Source organism: Kitasatospora sp. NPDC088548, from assembly GCF_044753005.1.
Classification (GTDB): Bacteria; Actinomycetota; Actinomycetes; order Streptomycetales; family Streptomycetaceae; genus Kitasatospora.
In genome coordinates, this window is the sequence record NZ_JBIVMI010000058.1 from 1 (window position 1) to 11,782 (window position 11,782).

12 protein-coding genes and 1 pseudogene are annotated in these 11,782 nt (G+C 72.0%); 8 read left to right on the plus strand and 5 right to left on the minus strand.

All coding sequences use genetic code 11. From position 1 onward, the window contains the following. The coding region (locus tag ACIP82_RS37285; protein ID WP_400660142.1) for a trypsin-like serine protease at positions 1–1,087 on the minus strand (1,087 nt) is incomplete at its 3' end. Between the two features lie 234 nt (positions 1,088–1,321). Then, a complete protein-coding gene (locus tag ACIP82_RS37290) occupies positions 1,322–1,570 on the minus strand; it encodes a hypothetical protein (RefSeq protein WP_400660145.1) in 249 nt (82 codons plus the stop codon). A gap of 321 nt (positions 1,571–1,891) precedes the next feature. Between ACIP82_RS37290 and ACIP82_RS37295 the strand changes: the two genes are divergently transcribed. The 4 genes and pseudogenes from ACIP82_RS37295 (at position 1,892) to ACIP82_RS37310 (ending at position 5,097) form a co-directional block, all read left to right on the plus strand. Further along, complete coding sequence (locus ACIP82_RS37295) at positions 1,892–2,401, plus strand: GNAT family N-acetyltransferase (protein WP_400660147.1); 510 nt, start codon at positions 1,892–1,894, stop codon at positions 2,399–2,401. Positions 2,402–2,447: 46 nt separating this feature from the next. After that, positions 2,448–2,852: pseudogene (locus ACIP82_RS37300) on the plus strand (methyltransferase domain-containing protein); the annotation flags it as partial. Between the two features lie 82 nt (positions 2,853–2,934). After that, positions 2,935–3,171, plus strand: coding sequence for a hypothetical protein (locus ACIP82_RS37305; RefSeq protein ID WP_400660150.1), 237 nt, complete (start codon positions 2,935–2,937; stop codon positions 3,169–3,171). Between the two features lie 204 nt (positions 3,172–3,375). After that, positions 3,376–5,097 carry a serine/threonine-protein kinase gene (locus tag ACIP82_RS37310; RefSeq protein ID WP_400660153.1) on the plus strand — a complete coding sequence of 574 codons (1,722 nt, stop codon included), beginning with the start codon at positions 3,376–3,378 and terminating at the stop codon, positions 5,095–5,097. Positions 5,098–5,322: 225 nt separating this feature from the next. Here ACIP82_RS37310 and ACIP82_RS37315 read toward each other — a convergent pair whose 3' ends face one another. Continuing rightward, on the minus strand, positions 5,323–5,643 hold the full coding sequence (locus tag ACIP82_RS37315; protein ID WP_400660156.1) for a hypothetical protein: 321 nt from the start codon (positions 5,641–5,643) through the stop codon (positions 5,323–5,325). 200 nt (positions 5,644–5,843) lie between these two features. Here ACIP82_RS37315 and ACIP82_RS37320 point away from each other — a divergent pair, with 200 nt between their 5' ends. Beyond that, positions 5,844–6,212, plus strand: coding sequence for a YciI family protein (locus tag ACIP82_RS37320; RefSeq protein ID WP_363612196.1), 369 nt, complete (start codon positions 5,844–5,846; stop codon positions 6,210–6,212). Next, positions 6,209–7,465: an RNA polymerase sigma factor gene (locus ACIP82_RS37325; RefSeq protein ID WP_400660162.1), complete on the plus strand. Its 1,257-nt coding sequence runs from the start codon at positions 6,209–6,211 to the stop codon at positions 7,463–7,465. The genes ACIP82_RS37320 and ACIP82_RS37325 overlap by 4 nt, the downstream gene beginning before the upstream one ends. A 67-nt stretch (positions 7,466–7,532) precedes the next feature. Here the strand turns inward: ACIP82_RS37325 and ACIP82_RS37330 are convergent, their stop codons facing one another. Further along, entirely contained in the window at positions 7,533–8,042 is a 510-nt protein-coding gene (locus ACIP82_RS37330) for a hypothetical protein (RefSeq protein ID WP_400660164.1), read from the minus strand. A gap of 138 nt (positions 8,043–8,180) precedes the next feature. On the opposite strand from ACIP82_RS37330, the gene ACIP82_RS37335 reads away from it, so the two are divergent. Next, entirely contained in the window at positions 8,181–8,864 is a 684-nt protein-coding gene (locus tag ACIP82_RS37335) for a tetratricopeptide repeat protein (RefSeq protein ID WP_400660166.1), read from the plus strand. 29 nt (positions 8,865–8,893) lie between these two features. On the opposite strand, the gene ACIP82_RS37340 is transcribed toward ACIP82_RS37335, so the two are convergent. Beyond that, on the minus strand, positions 8,894–10,039 hold the full coding sequence (locus ACIP82_RS37340; protein ID WP_400660168.1) for a serine hydrolase domain-containing protein: 1,146 nt from the start codon (positions 10,037–10,039) through the stop codon (positions 8,894–8,896). Between the two features lie 406 nt (positions 10,040–10,445). Between ACIP82_RS37340 and ACIP82_RS37345 the strand changes: the two genes are divergently transcribed. Beyond that, a partial coding sequence (locus ACIP82_RS37345) for a trypsin-like serine protease (RefSeq protein ID WP_400660171.1) occupies positions 10,446–11,782 on the plus strand: 1,337 nt, incomplete at its 3' end.

Sequence of the window (11,782 nt, forward strand, 5' to 3'; positions counted from 1 at the left end):
CCGCTTGCACGTCCGCCGTACGGAACCGCAGCTCCTTCACCCAGACGCCCAGGTCGTCGGTGCGGGTGCTGGTGGCGCTGGTGCGGGTCTCGGTGGCGGGGGTGCCGAAGCAGCCGCCCTGCCAGGAGCGGGAGGCGGCACCGACGACCTGGACAGTGCCGTTGCTCTTGCGCAGCAGCGGGGCCCCGGTGTCGCCCTGGCAGATGGCGGAGGATCCGGCGGCGGGTGTGCTGTCGATGCCGGTGGCGGTGACAGTACCCGCGGTGTGGGTGACGGTGTGAGAGGCGGACGGCCGCCACTGGGTGGCGGTGCGGCCGAAGCCGGGCACGCTCAAGCTCTCGCCCGTGACGGGGGCGGTGGTGGCGAACACGGCCGGGGTGATGCCGTCGACCGGGGCGGCCAGGCGGGCCATGACGAGGTCGCGGTCGGTGCGGGGGACGAGTTCGGCGATGTCGGCGCTCTTGCCGCCGATCGTCACGGTGCTCTTGGTCGCGGGCGCGCCAGCGGTGAGGGTGGCGGGGTTGTCGGTGAAGCAGCTGGCCGAAGTGAGGGCCCAGTAGCGGTCGACCAGGGTGGCGGTGCAGGCCCGCGCGCCGGTGCGGCCGGGCTGCCCGATGTTGAGGGCGCCGGCCGCGGGATACTCGCTGGTGGCGGCCGGTGCGGCCGGTCCGTCGGTGGCGGACAGCTCGAGCAGGGTGGTCCCTTCGGCGGAGGCACCCTCGCCTACCGGCGTGTAGTAGTTCTTACGGACGTCAAAGCTGCTGACCGAGCCGTCCGTGTTCAGCGTGGCCTTGACCGCGTGGTCGTCGCCCTTGATGCTGTAGACCTTCGGAAGCTCCAGCGCCAGGTAACCGACGGGCCCCGTGACGCGGAAACAGACCTTGGCGGGACCGGTGTTCAGGGTCCGGCTGAACACCTCCAGCAGGTTCTCCGTCGAGGTGCAGTCGGCCAGCTGGATGTTCCCGTCCCCCGACTTCAGGGTGATGTGCTGCTCCGCGAGGATCTGCGCGGCCCCCGGATAGGAGAAGCCCTCCACCGCCAGAGGCGCCGTGGCCTCAGCAGCCGAGGCCGGAATCGAACCGGCCATCACGGGTATTGCCAGCACGGCGGCGAGCGGCCATACCGTTCTACGAACCATACGCACAAGAACTCCCAGAAAATGACGTGGCAGGGAGGCGCTGATACCCCCCCCATCGCACGTGAATTGCCGAGCGGACGCTACCGGCTTACGATCTTGAGCGTCAAAAGCCGTCCAGCGCACGGCATCAAAACCCCCGGCAGTGGGCATGCCGCCTTCGAGCGGCAGGGGCGGTCCCTGAAGTCAAATGAGATGATTCGGGCATTCCTCCCGAAAGGGAAAAGTGCTGGTATTGCATGAGTACTGCTCACATGCCCGTGGTCTGCCCTCGACGACCACGTTCACCAGGCCCTTCAGCGAGCGGACGTAGCGGTGGAACGCGGGCACCACCAGCGTGCAGGACACCGTCACCCGGATCATCGCCGCCGTCCGGCGGTGATCCGCGAGGTCCCCTGCACCGTCGAGGCGGCCGCCGTGCAGTGCACCGCGCACGACTTCACCTGTCCGGGCCTTGGCGTAACCCGCTCAACGAGCAGGCCGCATCAAAGTTTCCGGTATTGGGCCTGGCGGTGGACCTGACGGTATTTCGGAATCCCTTGCCAGGAGTGCGATTCGCCGTTTCGACGGTCCGGTCGTCCTGTGTCACCGTTACAACGGAATCCATAACTTCCCCAGTTTTCCCTGCACTTGTCCACCGAAAAGCGGGATGCGATCGTGGCGCCGGATCCGATTCGTCTCCTGCCCAGGAGTGGCATGCGGTGCAGTCCGCGAAATTCCCTGGCATGCCTCTTCCTGCCCTGCTGAGATGAGAGCATGAACCTCTTGCCTACTGGCGGGACCGAGGTCGTTGTACCGGTCCGCGTGCGTGATCTGACGCCCGCAGATCTGCCGATGTGCGCGTGGTCCGGCTCGGCTACTCATCTGGGCTGTGTGGCCACAGAGTTGGAGCGCACGGCGGCCGGCGAGGTGGACTACCTGGCCGTCTGTACGGCGGCCGGTCTTCCCGTGGCGATCGGCGGCGTCGACTACCGGGCAAGGCCCGGAGCCGGCACACTGTGGCAGCTCGCGGTGCTTCCGGCGTTGCAGTCGTGCGGTCTCGGCACGCTGCTCGTCCGGGCCGCGGAGGACCGCATCCGGGCACGCGGGATCCTGCGGGCCGAACTCGGTGTCGAGGAGAGCAACCCGCGGGCCCGCGCACTGTACGAGCGGCTCGGATACGTGGCCTACGACCGGCAGCCCGACGCATGGGACGAGGAAGCGCCGGACGGTTCGATCCACCGGTACGAGACCATGTGCGCGCTGATGCGCAAGGACCTGTCGTAAGCGGGACGTCGGCGTGGCCTCGCAGGCGTGGGGGCGCGCTCCGACACCCGGGTGTGGGCCTGGCCACATCACCGCTCATCTGGATGAGCCGGGGCTGGCGGCGTTCGGTGTCGATGCCTCTGCTGTGATGATCAAGTCGGCTCAACAGGCCTATCCGGGCCTGTGGTTCGACGTGGGATCGATGGCCGCGCTGAACATCGCTGACGGCGTGCTGGGCGGCGCACTCTCACGTTGGTCCGTCATCCACACTCCGCACACGGTGGAGCGCTGCATCAACAAGATCCGGGCATGGCGGGGCCTGGCCACGAGCTACGACAAGACGCCCGCGAGCTACACGGCGGGGCTCCAGCTACGCGGATCCATCGTCTGGATGCGCAGCCTCGACCCGGGCCGCGGTCGCGGCGCCCGGTCGGCGGACCGGGCGCCGCTGCCGCTCACCTCGGGCCGGTGAGGTGACCGTCCGGCCAAGATGCCGGGCGAGGAACCGGGCCGCGCTGTCGGCCTCGAACCTGGGGAAGTCGAAGTGCTGGCCCGTGTTGGCGTGCGACGTCCTCTCCTTCGAGGCGAAGGCGTCGAACAGCGCGAGGCCGGCCTCGCGCGGGATGCGCTCGTTGTCCCACCGCATGGCGAACTCGATCGGGACGGTGATCTGCTTCGCCGTCTCGACCAGGGCATCGGGCCACATCATGCCGAAGACCGTGGCCGTGATCCTGGGCTCGACCGCCACCAGCGGCAGCCCGATCGTGGTGCCCAGGCCGATCCCGACGTAGCCGACCGGCCCATCGGCGCCGATATCACGACTCCAGACAGGCCCTGGGGCGGCGCGCGCGACGGCCGCCGCGATTACTTCTGGTGGAGCGTCACAGTGCTTTGACAGTAGGGGAATTGCGGTATATGGACCTGGTCGGGGCGGGTGTACGGTCGTGCCAGTCGGTTGGGATGGAGGGCCGGAGGGGCTGGGAGGGGAGCAGGGCATGGAGCCATTGGAGCCGGACGACCCGCGGCAGGTCGGTGAGTACCGGGTGCTGCGGCGGCTCGGCGCGGGCGGCATGGGCCGGGTGTACCTGGGCCGTACGGCGGGGGGCCGTACGGTCGCCGTCAAGGTGGTCCGCAGCGAGCTGGCCGAGGACACCGAGTTCCGTGCCCGATTCCGGCAGGAGGTCCGGGCGGCCCGGCTGGTCGGTGGCCGCTGGACCGCGCCGGTGCTGGATGCGGATACCGAGAGCCGCCACCCGTGGGTCGCCACCGGGTACGTCGCGGGTCCGGCCCTCGGCGCGGCCGTGCGGGAGTTCGGACCGCTGCCGGCCGACTCGGTGCGCGCGCTGGGGGTCGGGCTGGCCGGGGCGCTGGCGGCGGTGCACGCGCTCGGCCTGGTGCACCGGGACGTCAAGCCGTCCAACGTGCTGCTCACCCTGGACGGCCCGCGGCTGATCGACTTCGGCATCGCGCGGGCTCTGGAGGCCGCCACCGCGCTCACCCGGTCCGGCTTCGTGATCGGCTCGCCGGGGTACATGTCGCCGGAACAGGCCCAGGGGGCCGTTGTCGGACCGCCGTCCGACGTCTTCTCGCTGGGCGCCGTGCTGGTGTACGCGGCGACCGGCGTGGCGCCGTTCGGAGAGGGCCTCAGTGTCGCGTCGATGCTCTACAAGGTGGCGCACGAGGACCCGGAGTTGGGGGGCCTCGATCCGGGGTTGCGCGCCATCGTGATGGCCTGCCTGGCCAAGGACCCGGCGCGGCGGTTGGCGCCGGTGGAGCTCGCCGAGCGGCTCGACGGGTCCGGGGTCGGCACGGCGCGGCTGAGCGAAGGGGCCTGGCTGCCAGGGACGCTGTCGGCGGCGGTTGGCCGGCGGGCGGTGGAGCTGCTGGACCTCGACCACGTGCCCGCGCCTCCGGGTGCCGGCCAGGCGCGGCGCGCGACGATCGTGGAAGGGGGCGCGAGCGGGGGACCGGGCGGGCACGTGCCCCCTGGTCCGCCGGCCGGAGCGTTCGGCGCTCCGGCGGCCCCGGCCCCGCAGGTCCCGCCTTCGGCCCCGCCGGGTGCTCAGACGGGCATGCCTTCGTATGGAGCACCGCCGTTCTTCCCGCAGCCGCAGCCGCAGCCGCAGCCGCAGCCGCCGGTGCGACGCCGCTTGCCCGCTGTGCTCGGGGCATCGGTGCTGGTCGCCGTGGTCGCGGTCGGCGTCACCTGGTGGCTGTCGAGAAGTGACGAATCGTCAACACGCGGCCAGTCGTCGGCCGCCGGGCAGCAGTCGCAGGCGGGCGGCGGGTCCGTCTCGACCGGGCAGCCGCAGAACCCGGCCCGGTCGGGCGCGCCCGCTCAGCAGAGCGCCGCCCCGTCGACCACCGCGCCGTCCCCCACGGGTGCGATTCCGCAGGCATATCTCGGCTCATGGAGCGGCGTCCTGACCGAGCCGGGCCTGTACGGTTCGGTCACCTATCGGATCACCCTGCGGCAGGGAGAGGTGGACCAGGTCGTCGCCAACGCCACCAGTATTTGGCCCGATGGCAGAACCTGCAGCGGCACCGACTATCTGGAGTCAGCGAGCGCCAATCAGGTCGTGCTCAAGGTCTCGGCGCTGACCGGGGGCCTCGGGTGCACTCCGGATTCGACGCCACGGGTGTATGCGATCAAGCCCAATGGGACACTGCACCTGGAGGTCCACGGCGGGTCCGGCGATCTCACCCGCACCTCGTGACCGGGGACGCGGCCCCCGGGGTGCGGCGTCGAAGACCGACATCCACGTCAGTGGTCCACCGGAACTGACAGTTCCTCCGTCAGACGGCCCGTCGCGTTGGGTGCCGGCGCTGCCGCACGTCTTGGGGTGAGGCGCATATGGGGGGCATGAGGGTGCTGGCGCGTGCCGGCGCTCACACCGGGGTGCGCGCCACCACGCTCTGTGCTGGGCGACCGGGCGCGCCGGTCAGCCCCGCCGGGACCTGCGGTGCACCCGCAGGAAGCACACCGCCAGGCCCGCGAAGGCGACCGCGCCGGCGATGCCGGCCACGTGCGGCCCGCCGGTGCACGCGTCGTGCGCCGCGCGCAGCAGGTCGGTCGCGGCCCGGTCGGGAAGCCGGTGCGCCGCGTCGACCGCTCCGGCCAGCGTCCCCCGGGCCGGGCCGGGCCGGGCCGGGCCGGGCCCGCCGCGTCCGCGGGCAGCCCGGCCGAGCCAGGCCCGCCGCCCGGCGCCGTCCCCGGCCGGTGGCGGCGCCGTAGCGGCCGTCGTCGTGCTCGTCGTGCTCATGGGGGCAACCTCCTCGGAAGGGATCGTCACGGTAGGGTCGGAGCCGCTCGACGGATCCTGACCCGCGCCGGCGGAATCACCCGATCCGCTGGTTCCGGCTGATCTGCTGAACCCCGCGTCGGCATGTCAAGGACGGCCGGCCCGCTACGACCACCTGATGACGGGGCCCGACCGGGCGCCGAGACGGTGAGGAGTTGGACATGAAGTTCCTGCTGATCATGCACATCAACCCGGCCATCATGGAGGAACTGACCGAGGCGGAGCGTCAGGAGATCATGGCCGGCCACGGCGAGTTCATGAAGACGACCAGCGAGTCCGGCGAGCTGGTCAGCACCGAGGCGCTGGCCGACCCGTCCCAGAGCTCGGTGGTCCGCGTCCGCGACGGGGTGCCGGTCGTCACCGACGGCCCCTACCTGGAGGCCAAGGAGTTCCTGGGCGGCTACTACCTGGTCGACGTCGCGAGCCGGGACCGCGCGCTGGAACTGGCCGCGCTGATCCCGGACGCCCGGGTCAACGGCCTGGGCATCGAGGTCCGCCAGGTGATCTTCTCCGGCGGCCCGTCCGCGTGAGTGCCGACCGCGCCACCGTCGAGGGCCTGCTGCGCGCGCTCGCGCCGCAGGCCCTCGGCGCGCTGGTGCGCCGGTACGGGCAGTTCGACCTGAGCGAGGACGCCGTGCAGGAGGCGATGCTCGCCGCGGCGACCCGCTGGCCGGCCGAGGGCATCCCGGACAACCCGCGCGGCTGGCTGACCACGGTCGCCGGCCGCCGCCTGGTCGACCAGATCCGCAGCGAACGGGCCCGGCGCCGACGCGAGGACGAGGTGGCCGCCCGCGAACCGGATCCGACCTCGCCCGGCCCCGGCGAGCCGACCCCGGCCGACCGGGACGACACGCTCACCCTGCTGTTCCTCTGCTGCCACCCGGCGCTGAGCCCGGCCTCGCAGGTCGCGCTGACGTTGCGCGCGGTCGGCGGCCTGACCACCGCGGAGATCGCCCGCGCCTACTTCGTGCCGGAGCCGACCATGGCGGCCCGGATCAGCCGGGCCAAGCAGCGGATCAAGGCCGCCGGCAGCGAGTTCACCATGCCGGTCGGGCAGGACCGGGCGGAGCGGCTGCGCGCCGTGCTGCACGTGCTGTACGTGATATTCAACGAGGGCTACACCGCCAGCTCCGGCGACCGGCTGCGCCGCGACGACCTGGCCGCCGAGGCGATCCGGCTGACCCGCCTGCTGCACCGGCTGCTCCCCGACGACGGCGCGGTGACCGGTCTGCTGGCCCTGATGCTGCTCACCGACGCCCGCCGGGACGCCCGCACCGGCCCGGACGGCGAGCTGGTCCCGCTCGACGAGCAGGACCGCTCACGCTGGGACCGCGGTCGCATCACCGAGGGCGTCGCGCTGGTCACCGACGCGATGAGCCGCCCGACACTCGGCCCCTACCAGTTGCAGGCCGCCATCGCCGCGCTGCACGACGAGGCGCCCAGCACCGACGAGACCGACTGGCGCCAGATCAACACGCTGTACAAGATCCTGGAGCGGATCTCGCCGAACCCGATGGCCAGCCTGAACCGGGCGGTGGCGGTCGCCATGATCGACGGACCGCGGGCCGGCCTGGCCCTGCTGGACGAACTGGCCGCGGACGACCGGATCACCGACCACCACCGGCTGCACGCCGTCCGCGCACACCTGCTGGAGCGGGCCGGCGACCACCCGGCGGCCCGGGAGTACTACCAGCGCGCCGCCCGCGGTACCACCAGCCTGACGGAGCGCCGCTACCTGGAGGCCCGCGCCGCCCGGTCGGCGGCCGGTCCGGCCCCCGGCTGACCAGGCCCGGGGCAGGCCCGGTCGGGACGGCACTGCGCACGCCCTCGGACCGCGGCGCCGGTGTCGGTCAGGGGCCTGAGAGGTCGCTCCGTCGGGAGAGCAGCCCGGAGCGCCACCTGGCGAGCCGGCCGGTGAGCCGTACCGCGCCGAGGGCGATCACGTAGCCGAAGGCGAACTGGACGGTCAGCAGTTGCAGGTACGGGGTCGGGATGCCGCTGCCGATGAGGAGGGACGTGAGGAACGGTGGCGCGGCCAGAAGGACCGAGGCCAGTGCCGCGCGGCCCGTGGTGCGGGCCGTACAGGCGACGGCGGCGCCGGTGACGACCGGGGTGACGAGTGGGAATGTGGCGAAGCCGCCCGTGAGGGTGATGGCGATGTCCCCGGTGATGATGGCGACGGTGAGCGCCCAGGGCACCGCGGAGCGCGGGTGCGTGCGGCCCCCCGGCGGTGCGATCAGGAGCAGGAGGGCGTTGAGGACGGGCAGCCAGAGGTCGGGCAGGTCCAGGCTGAAGGAGAGCGCGATGTCGGCCGGCATGCCGAGCAGGCCGGGGAGGGCGAGGACGCGGACCAGTGGCACCACCACCATGGTGACCAGGGCGAGGATCCTCGCCGCGGACCAGCGGTTGGCCAGGCCGCGCCCGCCGTCAGTACCGGCGGAACGAGCGTCGCGGCCGCCGCGACGAGGGGGCCGTCAAACTCGGCGGGGTAGATGGAGATGGCTGCGGAATCGGGGTCGGTCGCGAGCCGGAAGGCGCCCCAGAGCCGGCCCGCCGCGTACGTCCCGGCCAGCACCGCGGCGAGCGGGGCCGCGCCGGCGAAGGCGCGGCCCAGGGGGTGGTGGGAGGTCAGGCCGAGCCGGTTTCGCCCTTGCCCACGTACGGGGGAGGCCCATGCGATCGGGAACCTGGGCAACCAGAGCCTCGGCACCGGGCAGTACCGGCCCGCCGCCTACTACCGTGAGGCGATCGCGATTCTGCGGGAGCAGCCCCCGCAGAGCCGGGACGAGTGGGCGATGGGCGTCTGCGAGGCCAACCTCCGCGTGGTGGGCCTGCTCGCCGGTCACCCGGAGGCGGCGGACGTTCACCTCAACCGGGCGCTCGCCCGCCACCGTTCCACCGGGGACCAGGTGTTGGAAAGCATCACGCTGGCCAACCTGGGGGACCACCACCGCCGGCTCGGCCGGTCGGACCGGGCCGCGGAGTACCTCCGGGAGGCGCTGGGCCTGATCGACCGGACCACCGGGAACCCGCGTCTGCGGGCGAAGGCGCTGGCGGTCCTGGCCGAGCTGGCTGTGCCGGCCGGGCCTGCTGAACTCCTGGGGCCCGGCGAGCTTCCGGGGCCCGTCGGGTTGCCCGTGCCCGCCTCCGTCTCCCTGCGGCGCGGTTCGGCCGCAGGGTGAGCGCGCCGCCGCCGTGACGGCCCCAGGTGTCAGCCGTCCAGGGACTCGCGGACGGCCGTGATCAGGCGGTTGGCGCGGGCGTCGCCGTGGCCGATCATACGGTTGGCGACGTACGCGAAACCGACCCCGAACTCGTCGTCACCGAAGGCGAACTGGCCGCCCGCGCCGTCGTTGCCGAAACTGCGGGCGCCGAACAGCGGGCGGAACGCCGGGGAGTCGAGCAGGACGCCCGAGCCCCAGCGGGCGCCGAGGTCGAAGCCCAGGAAGCCCTGCCCGGAGGAGAGTTCGCGGACGGCGTCGGTCACCGTGTCCGGCGAGAGCAGCCGCTCGCCGCCGCCGATGCCGGTCACGGCGGCCGCGTACAGGCCGGCCAGACCGGTCGCGGAGGCGACGGCGCCCGCGCCCGGCAGCTCGACGGCGTGCAGGGCCGGGTCGTTCCAGCCGTGCGGCTCGTCCAGCCCGGGGAAGACCAGCGCGCCGTTCATCGTCACGATGCGGGTGAGCAGATGCTCGGGGCCGGGCATCGGGCGCCGCCCCTCGGCCTCCACCAGCCGTGCCACGCGGCCGAGTTCGCTGTCGGGCAGGCCGATCCAGGCGGACAGGCCGAGCGGGTCGCCGACGGCCTCGCGGAAGTACGCGCCAGGGGTGAGCCCGGTGATCCGGCGGACGACCTCGCCGATCAGGAAGCCGAGGACATGGCCGTGGTACTCGTGCGCGGTGCCGGGCTCCCAGATCGGCCGCTGCTCCTCGATGGCGCGCACGACCGGCGTCCAGGCCGCGATCTCGTCGAACGAGAGGACGGCGTCCAGGGCCGGGATGCCCGCCCGGTGGCCGAGCACCATGCGACAGGTGACGGCCTCCTTGCCGTGCCGCGCGAACTCGGGCCAGTAGCGGCTCACCGGCGCGTCCAGGTCGAGGCGGCCCTGCTGCGCGAGGAGGTGGGCACAGACGGCGACCAGGCCCTTGGCGCAGGAGAAGACCGGGACGACGGTGTCCTGCGCCCAGGGGCGGCCGGTGCGTTCGTCCGCGATGCCGCCCCACAGCTCCACGACCTTGCGCCCGTCGGCGAACACCGTCACGGCGGAGCCGAGTTCGGGGAAGTCGTCGAAGTTCCGGGCGAAGGTGTCGGCGACCGCCCCGAAGCCCGCGTCGGCCCAACCGTGGTACTGCTGCATGGCTCTCGTCCCGTTCTTCCGCGTGCGGCCGTGGCGCGCCCCGGCGGCGGCCGCGATCACTGACCGGGTCACGTTACGGTGGCGCGCCGTCCGGCACGAACGATTTACCGGGTCCCGTTCTGCCGAGCTTCGTTCTTCCGGGCTTCCGTTCGTCTGTGGGCGATACGGGACGGGCGACGGACCGCCTCCCCCGAGGTGAACCGAGGATGAATCAGTTGTCGGTTACCGCACAAGTGTCCGATCGCCCTGGCATGATCGTTTCACGGGGTGGGCCGTCGGAAGGGGGATCCATGTTCTTGCCCATGCCCAGGTGCCGGCCGGTCCCGACCGCCGTCGTCGGACTCGGCGTCACCGGCTGACGAACAGCCACCCATTCCTGTCCAACTCTGCGTTCAGAAAGTGACCCATGCTACGCAGGACCTCTCTCCGTACCTGGCGGGGCGTGCTGGCCGCGGCCGTCGCCGCCGGCGCCCTGACCACCTTCTCCGCCGTCCAGGCGGGCGCCGTCACCGGCGCCCCCGCCGCCAACGGCACGTACGCCTACACCGCTCGCCTCGACATCGGCGACAACACCCGGGCCTGCACCGGTGCGCTGGTCGACCGACTCTGGGTGATCACCGCGGCGAGCTGCTTCGCCGACGACCCCGCGCAGCCCGCCGCCCTCGCCGCCGGTGCCCCGAAGTGGAAGACCACCGCCACCATCGGCCGCACCGACCTCACCAACACCGGGGCCGGGGCGGTCTCGGAGATCGTCGAGCTGGTACCGCGTCAGGACCGCGACCTCGTCCTGGCCCGCCTGGCCACGCCCGTCGACGGCATAGCCCCGCTGCCGCTGGCCACCACCGCCCCGGCCACCGGCGAGACCCTGCGCGTACCCGGCTACGGCCGCACCACGACCGAATGGGCACCGCTCAAGCTGCACTCCGGCCAGTTCACCCTCGACGCCGTCAAGACCACCTCGGTCGACACCACCGGCGTGAACGGCGCCGCCGTCTGCAAGGGCGACACCGGCGCTCCCACCGTCCGTGAGACCAACGGCAAGGCCGAACTCGTCGCCGTCGCCTCCCGCTCCTGGCAGGGTGGCTGCCTCGGCAGCACCGAGACCCGCACCGGAGTCTCCAGCGCCCGGACCGATGACCTCACCGGCTGGGTCAAGGACACCGTCCGGAGTGCGGGGGTGCGCGGTGATGCCAACGGGGACGGCCGCGCCGATGCGCTGATGGCCTACTACCGTGGTGACGGGGGGATCGGTTTCTATACGTCGTTGACGGCGCCCAGTGGTGCTCTGGGTGATTTCACCAGTGGTTATACCGTTTCTGCCGCGGCCGGTTGGGACCGTAGTGCGATGAAGCTGGTGGCCGGTGACTTCAACGGTGACCGTCGTACGGATCTCGCGATGCTCTACCGTCGTTGGGACAGCTCGATCGGTTTCTACACGGCTCTCGCCGATACGGCCGGTCATATCGGTGAGTTCAACGCCTCGCCGAACAGTGTTGCCGCCGACAACTGGGACTGGAACGCCGTCCAGTTGTTCGCCGGTGATGCCAACGGGGACGGCCGTGACGACGTGCTGATGGCCTACTACCGTGGTGACGGGGGGATCGGTTTCTATACGTCGTTGACGGCGCCCAGTGGTGCTCTGGGTGATTTCACCAGTGGTTATACCGTTTCTGCCGCGGCCGGTTGGGACCGTAGTGCGATGAAGCTGGTGGCCGGTGACTTCAACGGTGACCGTCGTACGGA

Bases quoted from the DNA above. Each gene is read 5' to 3' on its own strand.
- ACIP82_RS37295 (WP_400660147.1), top strand. From the start codon at position 1,892: ATGAACCTCTTGCCTACTGGCGGGACCGAGGTCGTTGTACCGGTCCGC.
- ACIP82_RS37310 (WP_400660153.1), top strand. From the start codon at position 3,376: ATGGAGCCATTGGAGCCGGACGACCCGCGGCAGGTCGGTGAGTACCGG.
- ACIP82_RS37315 (WP_400660156.1), bottom strand. From the start codon at position 5,643: ATGAGCACGACGAGCACGACGACGGCCGCTACGGCGCCGCCACCGGCC.
- ACIP82_RS37320 (WP_363612196.1), top strand. From the start codon at position 5,844: ATGAAGTTCCTGCTGATCATGCACATCAACCCGGCCATCATGGAGGAA.
- ACIP82_RS37335 (WP_400660166.1), top strand. From the start codon at position 8,181: ATGGCTGCGGAATCGGGGTCGGTCGCGAGCCGGAAGGCGCCCCAGAGC.
- ACIP82_RS37340 (WP_400660168.1), bottom strand. From the start codon at position 10,039: ATGCAGCAGTACCACGGTTGGGCCGACGCGGGCTTCGGGGCGGTCGCC.